This window comes from Streptomyces sp. JH14 (genome assembly GCF_029428675.1).
In the GTDB taxonomy this organism is placed as follows: domain Bacteria; phylum Actinomycetota; class Actinomycetes; order Streptomycetales; family Streptomycetaceae; genus Streptomyces.
Genome location: NZ_JAJNEL010000001.1, coordinates 4,306,017 through 4,326,708 on the forward strand (window position 1 = coordinate 4,306,017; position 20,692 = coordinate 4,326,708).

31 protein-coding genes are annotated in these 20,692 nt (G+C 67.3%); 29 read left to right on the plus strand and 2 right to left on the minus strand.

Going from position 1 to position 20,692, the window contains the following annotated elements; all coding sequences use genetic code 11:
* The first annotated feature begins 36 nt into the window (after positions 1-36).
* The 28 genes from rplB to truA all read left to right on the plus strand — a co-directional run bounded on the left by rplB (position 37) and on the right by truA (position 16,042).
* Positions 37-873, plus strand: a complete 837-nt coding sequence (rplB, locus tag LRD69_RS19465; protein ID WP_093773282.1) for a 50S ribosomal protein L2 — start codon at positions 37-39, stop codon at positions 871-873.
* Between the two features lie 12 nt (positions 874-885).
* Entirely contained in the window at positions 886-1,167 is a 282-nt protein-coding gene (gene rpsS, locus LRD69_RS19470) for a 30S ribosomal protein S19 (protein WP_003966956.1), read from the plus strand.
* A gap of 40 nt (positions 1,168-1,207) precedes the next feature.
* Positions 1,208-1,555, plus strand: a complete 348-nt coding sequence (gene rplV, locus LRD69_RS19475) for a 50S ribosomal protein L22 (protein WP_004571827.1) — start codon at positions 1,208-1,210, stop codon at positions 1,553-1,555.
* On the plus strand, positions 1,555-2,391 hold the full coding sequence (gene rpsC / locus LRD69_RS19480) for a 30S ribosomal protein S3 (RefSeq protein ID WP_037688007.1): 837 nt from the start codon (positions 1,555-1,557) through the stop codon (positions 2,389-2,391). Before rplV ends, rpsC begins: the two co-directional genes overlap by 1 nt.
* A gap of 5 nt (positions 2,392-2,396) precedes the next feature.
* Positions 2,397-2,816, plus strand: a complete 420-nt coding sequence (gene rplP / locus LRD69_RS19485; protein WP_014047785.1) for a 50S ribosomal protein L16 — start codon at positions 2,397-2,399, stop codon at positions 2,814-2,816.
* Positions 2,816-3,040 (plus strand): 50S ribosomal protein L29, encoded by a 225-nt coding sequence (rpmC, locus tag LRD69_RS19490; RefSeq protein ID WP_015035581.1) that lies wholly within the window; start codon positions 2,816-2,818, stop codon positions 3,038-3,040. Before rplP ends, rpmC begins: the two co-directional genes overlap by 1 nt.
* Positions 3,040-3,324: a 30S ribosomal protein S17 gene (gene rpsQ, locus LRD69_RS19495; protein WP_030977953.1), complete on the plus strand. Its 285-nt coding sequence runs from the start codon at positions 3,040-3,042 to the stop codon at positions 3,322-3,324. Before rpmC ends, rpsQ begins: the two co-directional genes overlap by 1 nt.
* Before the next feature lie 106 nt (positions 3,325-3,430).
* Positions 3,431-3,799, plus strand: a complete 369-nt coding sequence (gene rplN / locus LRD69_RS19500) for a 50S ribosomal protein L14 (protein ID WP_003966950.1) — start codon at positions 3,431-3,433, stop codon at positions 3,797-3,799.
* 2 nt (positions 3,800-3,801) lie between these two features.
* Positions 3,802-4,125 carry a 50S ribosomal protein L24 gene (gene rplX / locus LRD69_RS19505; protein ID WP_277327849.1) on the plus strand — a complete coding sequence of 108 codons (324 nt, stop codon included), beginning with the start codon at positions 3,802-3,804 and terminating at the stop codon, positions 4,123-4,125.
* Positions 4,125-4,682, plus strand: a complete 558-nt coding sequence (gene rplE / locus LRD69_RS19510) for a 50S ribosomal protein L5 (RefSeq protein WP_037688009.1) — start codon at positions 4,125-4,127, stop codon at positions 4,680-4,682. The genes rplX and rplE overlap by 1 nt, the downstream gene beginning before the upstream one ends.
* A 2-nt stretch (positions 4,683-4,684) precedes the next feature.
* On the plus strand, positions 4,685-4,870 hold the full coding sequence (locus tag LRD69_RS19515; protein WP_003948630.1) for a type Z 30S ribosomal protein S14: 186 nt from the start codon (positions 4,685-4,687) through the stop codon (positions 4,868-4,870).
* 224 nt (positions 4,871-5,094) lie between these two features.
* Entirely contained in the window at positions 5,095-5,493 is a 399-nt protein-coding gene (gene rpsH / locus LRD69_RS19520; RefSeq protein WP_005313538.1) for a 30S ribosomal protein S8, read from the plus strand.
* Between the two features lie 21 nt (positions 5,494-5,514).
* Positions 5,515-6,054 (plus strand): 50S ribosomal protein L6, encoded by a 540-nt coding sequence (gene rplF / locus LRD69_RS19525; protein ID WP_030914145.1) that lies wholly within the window; start codon positions 5,515-5,517, stop codon positions 6,052-6,054.
* Positions 6,055-6,056: 2 nt separating this feature from the next.
* Positions 6,057-6,440, plus strand: a complete 384-nt coding sequence (rplR, locus tag LRD69_RS19530) for a 50S ribosomal protein L18 (RefSeq protein ID WP_277327850.1) — start codon at positions 6,057-6,059, stop codon at positions 6,438-6,440.
* Positions 6,441-6,487: 47 nt separating this feature from the next.
* Positions 6,488-7,093, plus strand: coding sequence for a 30S ribosomal protein S5 (gene rpsE / locus LRD69_RS19535; protein WP_030914151.1), 606 nt, complete (start codon positions 6,488-6,490; stop codon positions 7,091-7,093).
* Positions 7,093-7,275 carry a 50S ribosomal protein L30 gene (gene rpmD / locus LRD69_RS19540; protein WP_030914154.1) on the plus strand — a complete coding sequence of 61 codons (183 nt, stop codon included), beginning with the start codon at positions 7,093-7,095 and terminating at the stop codon, positions 7,273-7,275. The genes rpsE and rpmD overlap by 1 nt, the downstream gene beginning before the upstream one ends.
* A 1-nt stretch (position 7,276) precedes the next feature.
* Positions 7,277-7,732: a 50S ribosomal protein L15 gene (gene rplO, locus LRD69_RS19545; RefSeq protein ID WP_037688017.1), complete on the plus strand. Its 456-nt coding sequence runs from the start codon at positions 7,277-7,279 to the stop codon at positions 7,730-7,732.
* A gap of 223 nt (positions 7,733-7,955) precedes the next feature.
* A complete protein-coding gene (gene secY / locus LRD69_RS19550; protein ID WP_277327851.1) occupies positions 7,956-9,275 on the plus strand; it encodes a preprotein translocase subunit SecY in 1,320 nt (439 codons plus the stop codon).
* Positions 9,275-9,934 carry an adenylate kinase gene (locus LRD69_RS19555; protein WP_277327852.1) on the plus strand — a complete coding sequence of 220 codons (660 nt, stop codon included), beginning with the start codon at positions 9,275-9,277 and terminating at the stop codon, positions 9,932-9,934. The genes secY and LRD69_RS19555 overlap by 1 nt, the downstream gene beginning before the upstream one ends.
* 137 nt (positions 9,935-10,071) lie before the next feature.
* A complete protein-coding gene (map, locus tag LRD69_RS19560) occupies positions 10,072-10,908 on the plus strand; it encodes a type I methionyl aminopeptidase (RefSeq protein WP_277327853.1) in 837 nt (278 codons plus the stop codon).
* Between the two features lie 243 nt (positions 10,909-11,151).
* Positions 11,152-11,373, plus strand: coding sequence for a translation initiation factor IF-1 (gene infA, locus LRD69_RS19565; RefSeq protein ID WP_003956442.1), 222 nt, complete (start codon positions 11,152-11,154; stop codon positions 11,371-11,373).
* A gap of 60 nt (positions 11,374-11,433) precedes the next feature.
* Complete coding sequence (gene rpmJ / locus LRD69_RS19570) at positions 11,434-11,547, plus strand: 50S ribosomal protein L36 (protein WP_003956441.1); 114 nt, start codon at positions 11,434-11,436, stop codon at positions 11,545-11,547.
* A 197-nt stretch (positions 11,548-11,744) separates the two neighbouring features.
* Complete coding sequence (rpsM, locus tag LRD69_RS19575) at positions 11,745-12,125, plus strand: 30S ribosomal protein S13 (protein WP_014047799.1); 381 nt, start codon at positions 11,745-11,747, stop codon at positions 12,123-12,125.
* A 105-nt stretch (positions 12,126-12,230) separates the two neighbouring features.
* Positions 12,231-12,635, plus strand: a complete 405-nt coding sequence (gene rpsK / locus LRD69_RS19580) for a 30S ribosomal protein S11 (protein WP_003956432.1) — start codon at positions 12,231-12,233, stop codon at positions 12,633-12,635.
* A gap of 29 nt (positions 12,636-12,664) precedes the next feature.
* Entirely contained in the window at positions 12,665-13,291 is a 627-nt protein-coding gene (gene rpsD, locus LRD69_RS19585) for a 30S ribosomal protein S4 (protein WP_277327854.1), read from the plus strand.
* A 109-nt stretch (positions 13,292-13,400) separates the two neighbouring features.
* The gene (locus LRD69_RS19590) at positions 13,401-14,423 is read left to right on the plus strand and encodes a DNA-directed RNA polymerase subunit alpha (protein WP_031080491.1); all 1,023 of its coding nucleotides are present in this window, start codon (positions 13,401-13,403) and stop codon (positions 14,421-14,423) included.
* 182 nt (positions 14,424-14,605) lie between these two features.
* Positions 14,606-15,100 carry a 50S ribosomal protein L17 gene (gene rplQ, locus LRD69_RS19595; protein WP_277327855.1) on the plus strand — a complete coding sequence of 165 codons (495 nt, stop codon included), beginning with the start codon at positions 14,606-14,608 and terminating at the stop codon, positions 15,098-15,100.
* Between the two features lie 87 nt (positions 15,101-15,187).
* Positions 15,188-16,042 (plus strand): tRNA pseudouridine(38-40) synthase TruA, encoded by an 855-nt coding sequence (gene truA, locus LRD69_RS19600; RefSeq protein ID WP_277327856.1) that lies wholly within the window; start codon positions 15,188-15,190, stop codon positions 16,040-16,042.
* Positions 16,043-16,109: 67 nt separating this feature from the next.
* Here truA and LRD69_RS19605 read toward each other — a convergent pair whose 3' ends face one another.
* Both LRD69_RS19605 and LRD69_RS19610 read right to left on the minus strand, forming a co-directional pair.
* Positions 16,110-18,005 carry a hypothetical protein gene (locus LRD69_RS19605; RefSeq protein WP_277327857.1) on the minus strand — a complete coding sequence of 632 codons (1,896 nt, stop codon included), beginning with the start codon at positions 18,003-18,005 and terminating at the stop codon, positions 16,110-16,112.
* A gap of 17 nt (positions 18,006-18,022) precedes the next feature.
* Positions 18,023-18,874: a hypothetical protein gene (locus tag LRD69_RS19610; RefSeq protein ID WP_277327858.1), complete on the minus strand. Its 852-nt coding sequence runs from the start codon at positions 18,872-18,874 to the stop codon at positions 18,023-18,025.
* A 58-nt stretch (positions 18,875-18,932) separates the two neighbouring features.
* Between LRD69_RS19610 and LRD69_RS19615 the strand changes: the two genes are divergently transcribed.
* Complete coding sequence (locus tag LRD69_RS19615) at positions 18,933-20,561, plus strand: ATP-binding cassette domain-containing protein (protein WP_277329792.1); 1,629 nt, start codon at positions 18,933-18,935, stop codon at positions 20,559-20,561.
* Positions 20,562-20,692 lie beyond the last annotated feature (131 nt).

The window sequence follows — 20,692 nt, forward strand, 5'->3', positions numbered from 1 at the left end:
AGGTCGAGTCGTCCGGAATCGGACGAGGACTGAGAAATGGGTATCCGCAAGTACAAGCCGACGACCCCGGGCCGTCGTGGCTCCAGCGTCGCCGACTTTGTCGAGATCACGCGGTCCACGCCGGAGAAGTCGCTGGTCCGCCCCCTGCACAGCAAGGGCGGCCGTAACAACGCCGGTCGTGTGACCGTTCGCCACCAGGGCGGTGGCCACAAGCGCGCCTACCGAGTGATCGACTTCCGTCGTCACGACAAGGACGGCGTGCCGGCCAAGGTCGCGCACATCGAGTACGACCCCAACCGCACCGCGCGCATCGCGCTCCTGCACTACGCGGACGGCGAGAAGCGCTACATCATCGCGCCGCGTGGCCTCACGCAGGGCGACCGGGTCGAGAACGGCCCCGCGGCCGACATCAAGCCCGGTAACAACCTGGCGCTGCGCAACATCCCGGTCGGTACGACCATCCACGCCATCGAGCTGCGGCCCGGCGGCGGCGCGAAGTTCGCCCGTTCCGCGGGTGCCTCCGTGCAGCTGCTGGCGAAGGAGGGCACCATGGCCCACCTTCGTATGCCGTCGGGTGAAATCCGCCTGGTCGACGCCCGCTGCCGCGCCACGATCGGCGAGGTCGGCAACGCCGAGCAGTCGAACATCAACTGGGGCAAGGCCGGCCGCATGCGCTGGAAGGGCGTTCGCCCGACCGTCCGCGGTGTCGCGATGAACCCGGTTGACCACCCGCACGGTGGTGGTGAGGGCAAGACCTCCGGTGGTCGCCACCCGGTCTCGCCGTGGGGTCAGAAGGAGGGTCGTACTCGCTCGCCGAAGAAGGCATCGAGCAAGTACATCGTCCGCCGCCGCAAGACGAACAAGAAGCGCTAGGAGCGGGTTTAGATGCCGCGCAGTCTCAAGAAGGGGCCCTTCGTCGACGGCCACCTCATCAAGAAGGTGGACGTACAGAACGAGGCAGGCACCAAGAACGTCATCAAGACCTGGTCCCGTCGCTCGATGATCGTCCCGGCCATGCTGGGTCACACCATCGCGGTGCACAACGGCAAGATTCACGTCCCGGTGTTCGTCACCGAGTCGATGGTCGGCCACAAGCTCGGCGAGTTCTCGCCGACTCGCACCTTCCGCGGCCACGTCAAGGACGACCGGAAGTCGAAGCGCCGCTAACGCGGGGTGACTGACTATGACTTACACCGAAGGGACAACCATGGAAGCCAGGGCCCAGGCGCGGTACATCCGCGTCACGCCCATGAAGGCCCGCCGCGTGGTGGACCTCATCCGTGGCATGGATGCCACGGAGGCTCAGGCGGTCCTGCGTTTCGCCCCGCAGGCCGCGAGCGTGCCGGTTGGCAAGGTGCTTGACAGCGCCATCGCCAACGCTGCACACAACTACGACCACACCGACGCCTCTTCGCTGGTCATCAGCGAGGCGTACGTGGACGAGGGCCCGACCCTGAAGCGGTTCCGTCCGCGTGCTCAGGGCCGTGCCTACCGGATCCGTAAGCGGACCAGCCACATCACCGTGGTCGTCAGCAGCAAGGAAGGAACCCGGTAATGGGCCAGAAGGTAAACCCGCACGGGTTCCGGCTCGGCATTACCACGGACTTCAAGTCCCGTTGGTACGCCGACAAGCTGTACAAGGACTACGTCAAGGAAGACGTCGCCATTCGTCGCATGATGACGAAGGGCATGGAGCGGGCCGGCATCTCGAAGGTTGAGATCGAGCGCACCCGCGACCGCGTCCGCGTTGACATCCACACCGCCCGCCCGGGCATCGTCATCGGTCGCCGTGGCGCCGAGGCCGACCGCATCCGTGGCGAGCTGGAGAAGCTGACCGGCAAGCAGGTCCAGCTGAACATCCTCGAGGTCAAGAACCCCGAGGTGGACGCTCAGCTGGTGGCCCAGGCCGTCGCCGAGCAGCTCTCCTCCCGCGTCTCCTTCCGTCGTGCCATGCGTAAGAGCATGCAGAGCTCGATGAAGGCCGGCGCCAAGGGCATCAAGATCCAGTGCGGTGGCCGCCTCGGCGGCGCCGAGATGTCCCGCTCGGAGTTCTACCGCGAGGGCCGTGTGCCCCTGCACACGCTCCGCGCGAACGTCGACTACGGCTTCTTCGAGGCCAAGACGACCTTCGGCCGCATCGGTGTGAAGGTCTGGATCTACAAGGGCGACGTCAAGAACATCGCCGAGGTCCGCGCCGAGAACGCTGCTGCCCGCGCTGGCAACCGCCCGGCCCGTGGCGGCGCTGACCGCCCGGCCGGCCGCGGTGGCCGTGGTGGCGAGCGTGGCGGTCGCGGTCGCAAGCCGCAGCAGTCCGCGCCGGCAGCGGAGGCCCCCAAGGCCGACGCTCCCGCCGCCGCTGCTCCGGCTGAGAGCACCGGAACGGAGGCCTGACCGAAATGCTGATCCCCCGTAGGGTCAAGCACCGCAAGCAGCACCACCCGAAGCGCAGCGGTATGTCCAAGGGTGGCACGCAGGTTGCGTTCGGCGAGTACGGCATCCAGGCGCTGACCCCGGCGTACGTGACGAACCGCCAGATCGAGGCAGCTCGTATCGCGATGACCCGCCACATCAAGCGTGGCGGCAAGGTCTGGATCAACATCTACCCGGACCGCCCCCTGACGAAGAAGCCCGCCGAGACCCGCATGGGTTCCGGTAAGGGTTCTCCCGAGTGGTGGATCGCGAACGTCAAGCCCGGTCGGGTGATGTTCGAGCTGTCCTACCCGAACGAGAAGATTGCTCGTGAGGCGCTTACCCGCGCTGCTCACAAGCTTCCGATGAAGTGCCGGATCGTTCGGCGCGAGGCAGGTGAGTCGTGATGTCGGCCGGTACCAAGGCGTCCGAGCTGCGCGAGCTGGGCAACGAGGAGCTCCTCAACAAGCTCCGCGAGGCCAAGGAAGAGCTGTTCAATCTCCGCTTTCAGGCGGCGACCGGTCAGCTCGAGAACCACGGCCGGCTCAAGTCCGTCCGTAAGGACATCGCCCGGATCTACACCCTGATGCGCGAGCGCGAGCTGGGCATCGAGACGGTGGAGAGCGCCTGATGAGCGAGAAGACTGTGACTGAGACGAACACCGACCGCGGTTTCCGCAAGACCCGTGAGGGTCTGGTCGTCAGCGACAAGATGGACAAGACCGTCGTCGTCGCTGTCGAGGACCGTGTCAAGCACGCGCTGTACGGCAAGGTCATCCGCCGTACGAACAAGCTCAAGGCGCACGACGAGCAGAACGCCGCCGGCGTCGGCGACCGTGTCCTCCTCATGGAGACCCGGCCGCTGTCCGCCACGAAGCGGTGGCGCGTCGTCGAGATCCTCGAGAAGGCCAAGTAATTCCTGAGGGGCATTCCCCTCAGGCAAGTTCCGCCAGGCTCGGCGGGGTTCGGATCCGATCGGGTCCGGACCCCGCCGGGAACCGGCAGACGATCAGGAGATAGACGTGATCCAGCAGGAGTCGCGACTTCGCGTCGCCGACAACACGGGTGCGAAGGAAATCCTCACCATCCGTGTTCTCGGTGGTTCGGGTCGCCGCTACGCGGGCATCGGTGACGTCATCGTCGCCACCGTCAAGGACGCGATCCCCGGTGGCAACGTGAAGAAGGGTGACGTCGTCAAGGCCGTCATCGTTCGCACCGTCAAGGAGCGTCGTCGTCAGGATGGCTCGTACATCCGCTTCGACGAGAACGCCGCCGTCATTCTGAAGAACGACGGCGACCCCCGCGGCACCCGTATCTTCGGCCCGGTGGGCCGTGAGCTGCGCGAGAAGAAGTTCATGAAGATCATCTCGCTCGCGCCGGAGGTGCTGTAAGCATGAAGATCAAGAAGGGCGACCTGGTTCAGGTCATCACCGGTAAGGACAAGGGCAAGCAGGGCAAGGTCATCGTGGCCTACCCCGTGCAGAACCGCGTCCTCGTCGAGGGTGTCAACCGGGTCAAGAAGCACACCAAGGCCGGTCAGACGGCTCGCGGTTCGCAGACCGGCGGCATCGTCACCACTGAGGCCCCGATTCACGTCAGCAACGTTCAGCTGGTTGTGGAGAAGGACGGCAAGAAGGTCGTCACCCGCGTCGGCTACCGCTTTGACGACGAGGGCAACAAGATCCGCGTTGCCAAGCGGACCGGTGAGGACATCTGATGACTGCCACCACTGCGCCGCGTCTCAAGACGCGCTACCGCGAGGAAATCGCCGGCAAGCTGCGTGAGGAGTTCTCGTACGAGAACGTCATGCAGATTCCCGGTCTGGTCAAGATCGTGGTCAACATGGGTGTGGGCGACGCCGCCCGCGACTCCAAGCTGATCGATGGCGCCGTGCGCGACCTCACCACGATCACCGGCCAGAAGCCGGCCGTCACCAAGGCCCGCAAGTCCATCGCGCAGTTCAAGCTGCGTGAGGGTCAGCCGATCGGCTGCCACGTCACCCTCCGTGGTGACCGGATGTGGGAGTTCCTGGACCGTACGCTGTCGCTCGCGCTGCCGCGTATCCGTGACTTCCGTGGCCTGTCGCCGAAGCAGTTCGACGGCCGTGGCAACTACACCTTCGGTCTCACGGAGCAGGTCATGTTCCACGAGATCGACCAGGACAAGATCGACCGGGTCCGGGGCATGGACATCACCGTGGTCACCACGGCGACCAATGACGACGAGGGTCGTGCCCTCCTTCGTCACCTCGGCTTCCCGTTCAAGGAGAACTGACCGTGGCGAAGAAGGCTCTGATCGCTAAGGCCGCCCGTAAGCCGAAGTTCGGCGTTCGCGGGTACACCCGCTGCCAGCGCTGCGGCCGGCCCCACTCCGTCTACCGCAAGTTCGGCCTGTGCCGCGTGTGCCTTCGTGAGATGGCTCACCGTGGCGAGCTGCCGGGCGTGACCAAGAGTTCCTGGTAATTCTCCTTCGCCCTCTGGGCGTTGGGAATTGACGGAAGCTCTCGGTAAGCATCTGGTCGGCAGGAGCCCGGCCTCACATGCCGTAGGCTTGTGGGGTTGGGCGCCTGCCGCCCAAGACCGACTTACTACGCCGTAGGTCCCCGCACCGCACCCGTCCCGCCACTGAGTGGGGAGAGGGATGGCGCATACAGGAAACCCCGGCGAGAGAGGCCGAAGGCCAATTCATGACCATGACTGATCCCATCGCAGACATGCTCACGCGTCTGCGTAACGCGAACTCGGCGTACCACGACTCCGTCGTGATGCCGCACAGCAAGATCAAGTCGCACATCGCGGAGATCCTCCAGCAGGAGGGCTTCATCACCGGCTGGAAGGTCGAGGACGCCGAGGTCGGCAAGAACCTCGTCCTCGAGCTGAAGTTCGGCCCGAACCGCGAGCGCTCGATCGCCGGCATCAAGCGAATCTCGAAGCCGGGTCTGCGTGTATACGCAAAGTCCACCAACCTGCCGAAGGTCCTCGGCGGCCTGGGCGTGGCGATCATCTCCACGTCCCACGGTCTCCTGACCGGCCAGCAGGCTCAGAAGAAGGGCGTAGGTGGGGAAGTCCTCGCCTACGTCTGGTAGTCGGGAACGGAGGAATAGCTCATGTCGCGAATCGGCAAGCTCCCCATCCAGGTTCCCGCCGGTGTGGACGTCACCATCGATGGCCGCACGGTCGCAGTGAAGGGCCCCAAGGGCACCCTCTCGCACACCGTTGCGTCGCCGATCGAGGTCACCAAGGGTGAGGACGGCGTCCTGAACGTCGTCCGCCCGAACGACGAGCGTCAGAACAAGGCCCTTCACGGCCTGTCCCGCACGCTGGTGGCGAACATGATCACCGGTGTGACCCAGGGATACACCAAGGCGCTCGAGATCAGCGGTGTCGGTTACCGCGTCCAGGCGAAGGGCTCCAACCTGGAGTTCGCCCTGGGCTACAGCCACCCGATCCTGATCGAGGCCCCGGAGGGCATCACCTTCAAGGTGGAGTCCCCCACGAAGTTCTCCGTCGAGGGCATCGACAAGCAGAAGGTCGGCGAGACCGCGGCCAAGATCCGCAAGCTGCGGAAGCCTGACCCGTACAAGGCCAAGGGCGTCAAGTACGCCGGCGAGGTCATCCGCCGCAAGGTCGGAAAGGCTGGTAAGTAGCCATGGCATACGGCGTAAAGATCGCCAAGGGCGACGCGTACAAGCGCGCTGCCCTCAAGCGTCGCCACATCCGTGTCCGCAAGCACATCTCCGGTTCGCCGGAGCGTCCGCGCTTGGTCGTGACACGGTCCAACCGCCACATGGTCGCTCAGGTCATCGACGACGTCGCGGGCCACACGCTCGCGTCGGCTTCGACCCTGGACGTGTCCATCCGTGGTGGCGAGGGTGACAAGAGCGCCCTGGCCAAGCAGGTCGGGGCCCTGGTCGCCGAGCGTGCCAAGGCCGCAGGCGTCGAGGCCGTCGTGTTTGACCGCGGTGGTAACCAGTACGCCGGGCGGATTGCCGCTCTGGCTGACGCCGCCCGTGAAGCCGGGCTGAAGTTCTAAGCCCCGGTTCCTACGCACAGCGGACGTAACAGAGAGAGGTAAATCCAATGGCTGGACCCCAGCGCCGCGGAAGCGGTGCCGGTGGCGGCGAGCGGCGGGACCGGAAGGGCCGTGACGGCGGCGCAGCTGCCGCCGAGAAGACCGCGTACGTTGAGCGCGTTGTCGCGATCAACCGCGTCGCCAAGGTTGTGAAGGGTGGTCGTCGCTTCAGCTTCACCGCGCTGGTCGTGGTGGGCGATGGTGACGGCACCGTCGGTGTCGGTTACGGCAAGGCCAAGGAAGTTCCCGCGGCCATTGCCAAGGGCGTGGAAGAAGCCAAGAAGAACTTCTTCAAGGTTCCGCGTATCCAGGGCACCATTCCTCACCCGATCCAGGGCGAGAAGGCTGCGGGCGTCGTCCTGCTGAAGCCTGCTTCCCCCGGTACCGGTGTTATCGCCGGTGGCCCGGTGCGCGCCGTTCTGGAGTGCGCCGGCGTTCACGACATCCTGTCGAAGTCGCTCGGCTCCGACAACGCGATCAACATCGTGCACGCGACCGTGGCGGCCCTCAAGGGCCTGCAGCGTCCCGAGGAGATCGCGGCTCGCCGTGGTCTGCCGCTCGAGGACGTCGCCCCCGCGGCTCTGCTTCGTGCGCGTGCGGGAGCGGGTGCGTAATGGCTCGCCTCAAGATCACGCAGACGAAGTCGTACATCGGCAGCAAGCAGAACCACCGCGACACCCTTCGTTCGCTCGGGCTCAAGCGCCTGAACGACGTGGTTGTCAAGGAGGACCGCCCCGAGTTCCGCGGCATGGCTCACACCGTCCGCCACCTCGTGACGGTTGAGGAGGTCGACTGACATGGCGGAGAACAACCCGCTGAAGGCCCACGACCTCCGGCCTGCCCCGGGCGCCAAGACCGCCAAGACCCGTGTGGGTCGTGGTGAGGCGTCCAAGGGTAAGACCGCTGGTCGTGGTACCAAGGGCACGAAGGCCCGTTACCAGGTTCCGGAGCGCTTCGAGGGTGGGCAGATGCCCCTCCACATGCGTCTCCCGAAGCTCAAGGGCTTCAAGAACCCGTTCCGCACCGAGTACCAGGTCGTGAACCTGGACAAGCTCGCGACGCTCTACCCCGAGGGTGGAGAGGTCACGGTGGCCGACCTGGTCGCCAAGGGTGCGGTGCGCAACAACCACCTCGTCAAGGTCCTCGGACAGGGCGAGATCTCCGTGGCGCTGCAGGTTTCGGTTGACGCCGTCTCCGGCTCCGCCAAGGAGAAGATTGCCGCCGCCGGCGGCACCGTCACCGAGCTCGTCTGAGACAACTCGGACAACTCGATGGCCTGAACATCCGACCGGGGATGCCTCTTGTATGAGGCATCCCCGGTTGGTCGTTCCTAGGGGGGCATGGTCGCCGGTAAGGTGGCCAGCACTGTTGCTGTGGTAACCCCTGGGCACACGCCCGGGAATCTTTGACTGTTACGTATTCGTCGATCCTCAAGACCGTCACCTCTCGCTCTGCGCGGGGGTCGCAGGAGGCACCGTGCTCACCGCGTTCGCCCGGGCGTTCAAGACGCCCGACCTGCGCAAGAAGCTGCTCTTCACGCTCGGCATCATCGTGCTCTACCGGCTCGGGGCGCACATCCCGGTCCCGGGAGTGAGCTACGAGAACGTTCAGACCTGTGTCGATCAGGCCAGTAAGGGCAACAACAGCCTCTTCGGCCTGGTGAACATGTTCAGCGGTGGTGCACTGCTGCAGATCACGATCTTCGCGCTCGGCATCATGCCGTACATCACGGCCAGCATCATTCTTCAGCTGCTGACCGTGGTCATTCCCCGACTCGAGGCGCTCAAGAAGGAGGGGCAGTCCGGCCAGACCAAGATCACGCAGTACACGCGTTATCTGACGGTCGCGCTCGCCATCCTCCAGGGCACCGGCCTGGTGGCCACCGCCACCAGTGGCGCGCTGTTCAGCGGCTGCCCGGTCGCCGACCAGATTGTTCCGAACCACTCCATCTTCACGACCATCGTGATGGTGGTCACGATGACCGCGGGTACCGCCGCCGTCATGTGGCTCGGTGAGCTCATCACCGACCGCGGTATCGGCAACGGAATGTCGATCCTGATGTTCATCTCGATCGCCGCCAGCTTCCCCGGCGCCCTGTGGGCCATCAAGCAGAGCGGCAAGCTGGCCGACGGCTGGATCGAGTTCGGTACGGTCATTCTGATCGGCTTCGTGATGGTGGGCCTCGTGGTCTTCGTCGAGCAGGCCCAGCGCCGTATCCCGGTCCAGTACGCGAAGCGCATGATCGGCCGCAGGTCGTACGGTGGTACGTCCACGTACATCCCGCTGAAGGTCAATCAGGCGGGTGTGATTCCCGTCATCTTCGCTTCTTCGCTGCTCTACATCCCGGCCTTGATCGTCCAGTTCTCCAACTCCACTGCGGGCTGGGCGACATGGATCAAGGACCACTTCGTCAAGGGCGACCACCCGTACTACATCACGGCGTACTTCCTGTTGATCGTCTTCTTCGCCTTCTTCTATGTGGCGATTTCGTTCAACCCCGAGGAAGTCGCCGACAACATGAAGAAGTATGGTGGCTTCATCCCGGGTATCCGGGCTGGTCGACCTACTGCCGAGTACCTGAGCTACGTGCTCAACAGGATCACTTGGCCGGGCTCGCTGTACCTGGGTCTGATCGCTCTGGTGCCGACGATGGCGTTGGCAGGCTTCGGTGGTGCAAACCAGAACTTCCCGTTCGGCGGGACGAGCATCCTCATCATCGTGGGTGTGGGTCTGGAGACCGTGAAGCAGATTGAGAGTCAGCTCCAGCAGCGCAATTACGAAGGGTTCCTCCGCTGATGCGAATCGTCCTCGTCGGGCCGCCCGGTGCCGGCAAGGGAACGCAGGCTGCGTACCTTGCCAAGAACCTGTCGATTCCACAGATCTCCACGGGCGATCTCTTCCGCGCCAACATCAGCCAGGGCACCGACCTTGGCAAGCAGGCCCGCGCCTACATGGACGCAGGCCAGCTGGTGCCGGACGAGGTCACCATCGGGATGGCCAAGGACCGCATGGCCCAGCCGGACGCCGCGAACGGCTTCCTCCTCGACGGCTTCCCCCGCAACGTGGGACAGGCCGAGGCCCTTGACGCGATGCTCAAGGACGAGGACACCAAGCTGGACGCGGTCCTGGACCTGGAGGTCCCCGAGGACGAGGTGGTCAAGCGCATCGCCGGCCGGCGCATCTGCCGGAACGACGGTTCGCACGTCTTCCACGTCACGTACAACCAGCCGAAGACCGAGGGTGTCTGCGACACCTGCGGCGGCGAGCTGTACCAGCGCGACGACGACACCGAGGACACGGTCCGGACCCGGCTCGAGGTCTACCACACGCAGACCGAGCCGATCATCGACTACTACCGGTCCCAGGGCCTGGTGGTCACGATCTCCGCGCTCGGCAAGGTCACCGATGTGACCGAGCGGGCGATGGAAGCCCTCAAGAAGTCCGGCGAGGACTGAGAAACACCCGTAGTAGCTGTACAGCCGGCCGCGGCGTCCTTGGGCGCCGCGGCCGGCTCTGTTTGCGCCGTATCGTGGAGTACGCCGCAGCACCCGTCACCCTTCGATACCCGTCAGATGCAGAGAGGCGCCGCGCAATGGTGCAGATCAAGACCCCCGAGCAGATCGCGAAGATGCGTGAGGCAGGACTGGTGGTCGCTGCCATTCACGCGGCCACGCGCGAGGCCGCGGTGCCCGGCGCCACCACCCTGGACCTGGACCAGGTGGCGCGCAAGGTGATCGCCGACCACGGAGCGAAGTCGAACTTCCTCGGGTACGGCGGGTTCCCCGCGACCATCTGCACGTCGGTCAACGAGGTCGTCGTCCACGGCATCCCGGACGAGAAGACCGTCCTGAAGGACGGCGACATCATCTCCATCGACGCCGGCGCGATCGTCGACGGCTGGCACGGCGACGCCGCATACACCGCGTTCGTCGGCACCGGTCACGCTCCGGAGCTCATCGAGCTGTCCCGGGTGACCGAGGAGTCCATGTGGGCCGGGATCGCCGCCATGAAGGTGAACAACCGCCTCGTCGACATCTCGAAGGCGATCGAGTCCTACATCCGCCGCCAGCCCCGCCCGGCCACCGGCAAGTACGGGATCATCGAGGATTACGGCGGCCACGGCATCGGCACCGAGATGCACATGGACCCGCACCTGCTGAACTACGTCGCGCGCAAGCGCGGCAAGGGCATCAAGCTGGTTCCCGGAGTCTGCCTGGCGATCGAGCCGATGGTCTCGCTCGGTACGGCGCAGACCGAGGTGCTCCAGGACGACTGGACGGTCATCACGACGGACGGCACCTGGTCCTCCCACTGGGAGCACTCGATCGCCCTCACCGAGCAGGGCCCCCTGGTGCTGACGGCCCCCGACTGCGGCCGCGCGAAGCTCGCGCAGTACGGCGTCGAGGTGGCGCCGGACCCGCTGGGCTGAGGCCGGACGCCACCGGCCGGGCGGAGCCCGGCACGGCGGTCCGAAGCCTGTGGAGCGCCCCGGCGTCGAACCCGCGAGGACCGCGTCCAGGAATCGGGTCTAAGGATCTACTTCGCTGGGCAAACTTGACGGATTCGTCTTTTGGGGTCCGCTGACGTAGACTGACTCGTCGGCTCTCGTGCATCCGTGTGTCCACATACGGCGTAGAGAGTCGATCAAGGTAGCCGATTCGAAAGGCGAAGCGTGGCCAAGAAGCAAGGTGCCATCGAAATTGAGGGCACCGTGATCGAGTCCCTCCCGAACGCCATGTTCAAGGTGGAACTCCAGAACGGTCACAAGGTCCTCGCGCACATCTCCGGCAAGATGCGGATGCACTACATCCGAATCCTCCCGGACGACCGGGTCGTGGTGGAGCTCTCTCCGTACGACCTGACGCGTGGCCGGATCGTCTACCGATACAAGTAGATCTTGCCCACGCCCCGCTCCGGCGGGGTGATGGCACTGACCCGGAGAACCTGACATCCAATGAAGGTCAAGCCGAGCGTCAAGAAGATCTGCGACAAGTGCAAGGTGATCCGCCGTCACGGCCGGGTCATGGTCATCTGCGACAACCTGCGCCACAAGCAGCGCCAGGGCTGACGCACGACCCCCTGCATCTCGCAGTACTTCGCGCGACGCACGTAATACGTACATACGCAGAGCCCGTCCAAGCCACGGCTGACGACACCTCCGGCGGGGGCCGGGGACCCGGACGTACCACCGCTCCTTCCACGGGGCGGTCGGCGGCCGGGAGTGGCACTGCGGAAGACCCCCGAATTAACAACTGGAGCCATTGAATGGCACGCGTTTCAGGTGTTGACATCCCGCGCGAAAAGCGCGTGGAGGTCGCCCTCACCTACGTCTTCGGTATCGGGCGCACCCGGTCCAAGGAGATCCTTGCCACCACGGGTGTGAACCCGAACACCCGCGTTCGTGACCTGGCCGAAGAGGACCTGGTCAAGATCCGCGAGTACGTGGACGCCAACCTCCGCACCGAGGGTGACCTTCGCCGCGAGATCCAGGGCGACATCCGCCGCAAGATCGAGATCGGCTGCTACCAGGGCATCCGCCACCGTCGTGGTCTGCCGGTCCACGGCCAGCGCACCAGCACGAACGCCCGTACCCGCAAGGGCCCGCGTCGCGCGATCGCCGGTAAGAAGAAGCCGGGCAAGAAGTAGTCCTCAGCGGACGTACTGCGCCAGTCCGGATCCCCGGAACGTCGCAGCATCCAGCGGTCTTCGCTGTAGGACCGATCACCTCCCCTCTCCATCTGGAGTCAAGACATGCCCCCCAAGGGTCGTCAGGGCGCAGCCAAGAAGGTGCGTCGCAAGGAAAAGAAGAACGTCGCTCACGGCCACGCGCACATCAAGAGCACGTTCAACAACACCATCGTCTCGATCACGGACCCCTCGGGCAACGTGATCTCCTGGGCCTCCGCCGGCCACGTCGGCTTCAAGGGCTCGCGCAAGTCCACCCCCTTCGCCGCGCAGATGGCCGCCGAGTCGGCCGCCCGCCGCGCGCAGGAGCACGGCATGCGCAAGGTTGACGTCTTCGTCAAGGGCCCGGGCTCCGGCCGCGAGACCGCGATCCGCTCCCTCCAGGCCACGGGCCTCGAGGTCGGTTCCATCCAGGACGTCACCCCCACTCCGCACAACGGATGCCGGCCGCCCAAGCGCCGTCGCGTCTGACGCACTGAAGCAACGGAGACAACTGGAAAATGGCGCGATACACCGGGGCCGACTGCAAGCGTTGCCGTCGGGAGAAGCAGAAGCTGTTCCTCAAGGGCAGCAAGTGCGAGAGCGCGAAGTGCCCGATCGAGATCCGTCCTTACCCCCCGGGTGAGCACGGACGCGGGCGCACCAAGGACAGCGAGTACCTTCTTCAGCTTCGTGAGAAGCAGAAGTGCTCGCGGATCTACGGTGTTCTTGAAAAGCAGTTCGTGAACTACTACAAGGAAGCGAACCAGAAGGCCGGCAAGACCGGTGAGAACCTTCTGCGCATCCTTGAGACCCGCCTCGACAACGTGGTGTACCGGGCCGGCTTCGCCAAGTCCCGCGACCACGCCCGTCAGCTGGTGCGTCACGGACACATTGTTGTGAACGGCACGAAGACCGACATTCCGTCGGCTCGCGTCGCCGCGAACGACGTCATCGAGGTCCGCCAGAAGTCCAAGGCCCTGACCCCCTTCCAGGTGGCCCAGGCCGAGGCCGGCGAGCGCACCGTTCCGGCATGGCTCGAAGCCGTGCCGTCGACGATGCGGATCCTCGTGCACTCCCTGCCCGAGCGCCAGGTGATCGACACCCAGGTGCAGGAGCAGCTGATCGTCGAGCTCTACTCCAAGTAGAAGAGCTCGTGGGTCCGGGCGGTACGGCTCTTTCGGGTCGTGCCGCCCGTACCCTTGTCAGTATCTGGGGGCGTCAAATAGTGGGCGCCCACGACTGAAGGATCGCAGCATGCTTATCGCTCAGCGTCCGTCGCTGACCGAAGAGGTCGTTGACGAGTTCCGCTCCCGGTTCGTGATCGAGCCGCTGGAGCCGGGCTTCGGCTACACCCTCGGTAACTCTCTCCGTCGTACGCTCCTCTCCTCGATCCCCGGCGCTGCTGTCACCAGCATCCGGATCGACGGTGTCCTGCACGAGTTCACCACCGTGCCGGGCGTCAAGGAGGACGTCACCGACCTCATCCTCAACATCAAGCAGCTGGTCGTCTCCTCGGAGCACGACGAGCCGGTCGTGATGTACCTGCGCAAGCAGGGTCCCGGCCTGGTCACCGCCGCTGACATCGCCCCGCCGGCCGGTGTCGAGGTCCACAACCCGGACCTGGTCCTGGCCACGCTGAACAGCAAGGGCAAGCTGGAGATGGAGCTGACCGTCGAGCGCGGTCGCGGCTACGTCTCCGCCGTCCAGAACAAGCAGGTGGGCCAGGAGATCGGCCGTATCCCGGTCGACTCCATCTACTCGCCGGTGCTCAAGGTCACGTACAAGGTCGAGGCGACCCGTGTCGAGCAGCGCACCGACTTCGACAAGCTGATCGTCGACGTCGAGACCAAGCAGGCCATGCGTCCCCGTGACGCCATGGCGTCGGCCGGCAAGACCCTGGTCGAGCTGTTCGGTCTGGCCCGCGAGCTCAACATCGATGCCGAGGGCATCGACATGGGCCCGTCCCCGACGGACGCCGCGCTCGCCGCCGATCTGGCGCTGCCGATCGAGGAGCTCGAGCTCACGGTCCGTTCGTACAACTGCCTCAAGCGTGAGGGCATCCACTCCGTGGGTGAGCTCGTGGCTCGTTCCGAGGCCGACCTGCTCGACATCCGCAACTTCGGTGCGAAGTCGATCGACGAGGTCAAGGCGAAGCTGGCCGGCATGGGCCTGGCGCTCAAGGACAGCCCGCCCGGATTCGACCCGACCGCCGCCGCCGACGCCTTCGGCGCCGACGACGACGCGGACGCGGGCTTCGTCGAGACCGAGCAGTACTAGGACGCCTCCGGCCGTGGCGCCCGGGATTTCCGGGCGCCGTGGACCGGAGTGAGGGCTCTGCCCTCGATCGCCGGACGGGCTCGATGAGCCCGGCCGACCCATGTTCTTCCGTGAGGCGGCCGCTTCACGGGAACTGACACCGGTACCTGATACGGCCGGTGCAGCACACAAGGAGATACACCATGCCGCGTCCCGCAAAGGGTGCCCGTCTGGGCGGCAGCGCCGCGCACGAGAAGCTTCTTCTCAACAACCTTGCGAAGTCGCTGTTCGAGCACGGCCGCATCACGACGACCGAGGCCAAGGCCCGCCGCCTGCGTCCGGTCGCCGAGCGTTTCATCACCAAGGCGAAGAAGGGCGACATCCACAACCGTCGCCTGGTTCTGCAGTCGATCACGGACAAGGGCGTCGTGCACACGCTCTTCACCGAGATCGCCCCGCGCTACGAGAACCGCCCCGGTGGTTACACGCGCATCACCAAGATCGGCAACCGTCGTGGCGACAACGCCCCGATGGCCGTCATCGAGCTGGTCGAGGCGCTGACCGTGGCGCAGCAGGCCACCGGTGAGGCCGAGGCCGCGACGAAGCGTGCGGTCAAGGAAGACTCCCTCAAGAAGGACGCGGCTCCGGCCGAGTCCGCCGAGGACGCCGCTCCGGCGGAGGAGTCCAAGGACGCCTGAGCGTTCTGAGACCACTGGACGGGCCCGCATCACCCTTCGGGGCGGTGCGGGCCCGTTCCGCATGTTCCGGCTTGAGAGGATCTTTCGGTGAGTGACGAAGTGGAGCCCGGCTCGGTACGGGTGCGGCTGGACCTGGCGTACGACGGCAAGGACTTCTCCGGCTGGGCGAAGCAGACGGCCCGGCGCACGGTGCAGGGGGAGATCGAGGACGCGCTGCGGACCGTGACGCGGTCGGCGCGGACGTACGACCTGACGGTCGCCGGGCGCACGGACGCGGGGGTGCACGCCCGTGGCCAGGTCGCGCACGTCGATCTGCCCATCGAGGTGTGGGCCGAGCACCGCGACCTGCTGCTGCGGCGGATGGCCGGGCGGATGGCGCCCGATGTACGGATCTGGCGGGTGACCGAGGCCCCGGCGGGGTTCAACGCACGCTTCTCCGCGCTGTGGCGGCGGTATGCCTACCGCATCTCCGACCGGCCCGGTGGCGCCGATCCGCTGACGCGTGGACATGTGCTGTGGCACGACCGGCCGTTGGATGTGGAAGCGATGAACGCCGCGTCGGCGCGGATGCTCGGGGAGCACGACTTCGCGGCGTACTGCAAGAAGCGCGAGGGTGCGACGACCATCCGCACGCTGCAGAAGCTGAGTTGGGTACGGGACACGGAGTCCGGCGTCATCACGGGGACCGTGCAGGCCGACGCCTTCTGCCACAACATGGTGCGTGCGCTGGTGGGCGCGATGCTGTTCGTGGGCGACGGGCGGCGGCCCGATCCGTGGCCGGCCCAGGTGCTGGCGGCCGGGGTGCGGGACCCGGGGGTGCATGTGGTGCGGCCGCACGGGCTGACGCTGGAGGAAGTCGCTTATCCGGCGGCCGAGTTGCTCGCGGCGCGCAACAAGGAAGCGCGCAATGTCCGGACGCTGCCGGGGGGCGGGTGCTGCTGAGTCCCCCTGGTGGTGCCGCACTGCCGGTGCGGTGCTCGGCCTGAAGGGTGGTCAGCAGGTCAGCAGGTCAGTGGGGGAGTGTCCTGGGCGTGCGGGCCCGCCGCCGGCACCAGGCCCTCGTCAGCTGTCCCGCCAGGAGCAGTGCGCCCAGCGTCACCACCGCCGCACGGACCGGTCCGGTGCCGGGACTCGACCAGCCGTGGACCGCGGCCGCTGCGAGCACCGCCAGAGCCGCGATGCGCAGCAGCCACCAGCGGGCCGGCCGGGGGTCGTGACGGCCGGGGGCCGGCGGGTGGGCACCGTCCCGCGTCGTCATCGTGTCGCGTATGCCTGCGAGCAGGCCCCGGCGGGTGAGGACCCGGGCGCCGGAGAGCGTGTCCAGGATCTCCGGGCGGGTGCCGAAGTCCGCGGGGAGCGGGGGGAGGGCGAGGGCGGCCAGCAGGTCGGACTGGTGCTGGGCCGGGTTCCCCGTGGCGCGGAGGATGTGGGTCACCGGGCGCGGGTCCGCCAGGCCGTAGAGCCGGGACAGGGCGGCGGCCGTGGTGGCTGCCGCGGTGTGGTCCGGGGCCGGCGACGTGGCGTTCCACTCGTGCGTGGCGAGTGGGCGGCCCTTGTGGAACAGGGTGAAGCCGCAGCGTTCGGGCGCGCGGCGCAGGACCAGCGTCGGCCACTTCTCGCCGGTGGTGAAATTGTCGGCCGCGGTGGTCAGCCGGTCCTCCGTGGAGAGCACCGAGCGCTTGGCCGGCCTGGGGTCGGGAACGGCCTCGATGTATGTGTGCGTCGCCGATGCCGGCGCCGTACGCAGGGATACGCCGCACATCAGGGCCGCCTGGGCCACCTCCGCCGGGCGGGCCGCCGCTATCGCGAGCGCGCAGGGGGCGCCTTCCGTCCAGACGGGGGCCGGGACGACGGCCTGCGGGTGCGAGGGTCGGGAGAAGAACGGGGTTCTGGTCGCCACATGGATCCGGACGCCCGAGCGGATGTCGAGGAACTCCTGGCGCGGGTCGTCGCCGAAGTGCGCCCAGGGGTATGTGGTGGCGGTGGCGCCGATCGCGCGGAACGTGTCGAGGGCGTCGTGCCAGCGCTCCGCGCGCAACAGCATCAGGACCAGCTGGTTGCGGAAGCCCGCCGCCTCGCGGCTGCCCGGGGCGTACTGGGCGGAGAGCGCCAGGGCGCGGGTGACGGCCGCCGCCACGCGTGGAGCGAACGGGTCGGGGGCGGCGGACGACGGGCCTTCGGTGAGTACCTCGTACTCCAGCGCCGCCGACAGGGGCAGGGCGTGCAGTTTCGAGCCGGGCGGGGCCGTGGCGGCCGCGCCCTCGGCGAAGGCGAACATCTCCTCGTGCGAGCCGTACCACTTCGCGCACAGGTACTGCAGGGCCGCCGTGTGGCAGCCGTAGTGGTGCGGATCGCGGGCGGTGGCCTCGGCCCAGTAGTCGTCGAACACGGCGCGCGGGGCCTGGCTGCCCAGTGCGTGGGTGAGGGCGATGCGCCAGGGGACCGGGTCGGCCGGGTTGAGTCCGGCCGCAGCGCCGATCACCGGGACCGCGTCCTCCAGGAGCGCGAAGAAGGCCTGGAACTGGTCCCGCGAGACGTTCCGGGCGCGCTCCGGGGTGCGGATCTCCCAGGCCTGGCCGATGCAGAGGTCCGCCTTGACCAGGGCCGCGTCCGGGTCCTCGGGCGACTCGGCCAGCCATGCGTCCAGCCAGCCCGGATTGTGCAGCGCGGCGTCGGCGAGACGCGCCACGTATCCGTCCCTCAGCTCCCACTGCGCGTGCGCGCGGGTCGCGGCGAGGAGACCGCGGGCGGGGCCGTGGTCGCCCGCGGTGGCGGCTGCCAGCGCCGTACGCAGCGCGGTGTCCGGCGCGTCGACGACCACCGCCTCGTCCGGCACCAGATCCGCGCCGATCGTCGCACTGTGGCGCAGCACCCGGGGGAGCGTGAGCAGGAAGGGAAGGCGCACGACGTCCTCAGGAGGGCTCAGCCGGTCGGCGCGGTGGCCGCCGCGGAGGCCTGGACCTCGCCGCGGTGGCGTATCTGACGGAACGTGAAGTTCGTCAGGTCGTCGCCGACGGCGAAGACGTTCTTGTCGGCCTTGGTGACGTTCTTGCCGCTGGTGAACCCGCCGACGGTGAAGTAGGCGTAGCGGCCGTACGAGTTGGCGGTGCGCCGGCAGACCGAGCCACCGCGGCAGAACGTCGGCACGCCCGAGCCGCTCAGCGAGGCCAGGCCGCCGGACGCCTGCTGGGCCGCCTTCTTCGCCTGCGCCTCCGTCTCGAAGACCGCGACACCGACGGTCACGGCGACCCCGGCCCTGCTGTACGTGGCACGGATGACCTGGTCGCAGCCGTTGTTCACGAGGATGGAGCCGAGCGCGCCCTGGGTGGTCGACGCGCACTTCGTGGTGCGGTGCGTGGCGCCCTTCGCGTAGACGCGGTCACCCATCGTCAGCTTCCGGCCGGGGTAGAAGGAGTCGACGGTGAGCGGCGCCCTGTCCTTCTTCACGTCGGAGATGTAGTCCTTCGGGTCCGGCGGGGGCGGAGGCGCCACCGTGGAGAAGGACGGCTCGGGCTCGGCCGAGTCGGTCGGCAGATCGGCGGGCCCGGGCAGCTGGCTCGCGTCCTTGCCCGAGCCGGTGGAGCCGCTGCTGTTGGTCGAGATGACCGCCGTCGCCACGATGGCCGCGACCGCGGCGGTGGCGAGCGCGCCGCCGCCGATCAGCAGCCACTTCTTGCGACGGCTCCGCGCTGCGGATGCCTCGGCCAGCGCTGCCCAGTCCGGAGTCTGATTGCCTCCGGGCCCCCAGGAGGGCCCCCCTTGCCCAAAACTCATGCGGCGAATCCTAGACGGAACGTAAACCGGTTGGGCCAGGGCTTCGCGGGCCGTGACAATGCTGTGCATGGGACATCTTGAAGCGGGGCATCTGGAGTACTACCTACCGGACGGGCGGGTGCTGCTCGGCGATGCTTCGTTCCGGGTCGCGGACGGGGCCGTCGTCGCGCTCGTCGGGGCGAACGGCGCCGGGAAGACGACGCTGCTGCGCCTCCTGTCCGGGGACCTCCAGCCGCACGGGGGCACCGTGTCGGTGAGCGGCGGGCTCGGCGTGATGCCGCAGTTCGTGGGCTCGGTCCGGGACGACCGTACGGTCAGGGACCTGCTGGTCTCCGTCGCGCAGCCGCGCATCCGCGAGGCCGCGCAGGCGGTCGACAGGGCCGAGGAGCTGATCCTCACCGTCGACGACGAGGCCGCGCAGATGACGTACGCGCAGGCCCTCAGCGACTGGGCGGAGGTCCGCGGCTACGAGGCCGAGACCGTCTGGGACATGTGCACCATGGCCGCGCTCGGCGTTCCGTACGAGAAGGCGCAGTGGCGTGAGGTGCGCACGCTCAGCGGGGGTGAGCAGAAGCGGCTCGTGCTGGAGGCGCTGCTGCGCGGCCCGGACGAGGTGCTGCTGCTCGACGAGCCGGACAACTATCTCGACGTCCCCGGCAAGCGGTGGCTGGAGTCGAAGCTCAAGGAGACGCGCAAGACGGTGCTCTTCGTCTCCCACGACCGGGAGCTGCTGTCGCGGGCCGCGGAGAAGATCGTCAGCGTGGAGCCCAGCCCTGCGGGCAGCGATGTGTGGGTGCACGGCGCCGGCTTCGCTACGTACCACCAGGCCCGCAAGGAACGGTTCGCGCGGTTCGAGGAGCTGCTGCGGCGCTGGGAGGAGGAGCACGCCCGGCTGAAGGCGCTGGTCCTGCGGCTGCGCCAGCAGGCGGCGAACAGCCCCGACATGGCGTCGCGCTACCGGGCGATGCAGACCCGCTTCAAGAAGTTCGAGGACGCGGGGCCGCCGCCGGAGCCGCCGCGCGAGCAGGACATCAAGATGCGGCTGCGCGGTGGCCGCACCGGGGTGCGGGCTGTGACTTGCAAGGGGCTCGAACTGACCGGGCTGATGAAACCGTTCGATCTGGAGATCTTCTACGGGGAGCGGGTCGCCGTCCTCGGCTCGAACGGGTCGGGCAAGTCGCACTTCCTGCGGCTGCTCGCAGGGGAGCCGGTGGCGCACACGGGCGAGTGGAAGCTCGGAGCACGGGTCGTGCCCGGGCACTTCGCGCAGACGCACGCCCATCCGGAGCTGATGGGGCACACGCTCGTCGAGATCCTGTGGACCGAGCACGCGAAGGACCGCGGCGGGGCCATGTCCGTACTGCGCCGGTACGAGCTGGAACGGCAGGGGGACCAGCCCTTCGAGAAGCTGTCCGGCGGGCAGCAGGCGCGGTTCCAGATCCTGCTGCTGGAGCTGGCGGGCACCACGGCGCTGCTGCTCGACGAGCCGACGGACAACCTCGACCTGGAGTCGGCGGAGGCGCTGCAGGACGGGCTCGAGGTGTACGAAGGGACCGTGATGGCCGTCACGCACGACCGGTGGTTCGCGAAGTCGTTCGACCGCTATCTGGTCTTCGGGTCGGACGGCGTGGTGCGGGAGACCACGGAGCCGGTGTGGGACGAGCGCAGGGTGGAGCGGCAGCGGTAGGTCCGGCGCGTTTTGACCCGTCCCGGGCGGGACGGGTACTGTCGGGGGTTGTTATACGTATCGGCCTCTCGTGCTTACGCGAAGAGCCCGTACGTAGGTTCTCTGGAGCAGTTACCAGTGGCTCGCATACG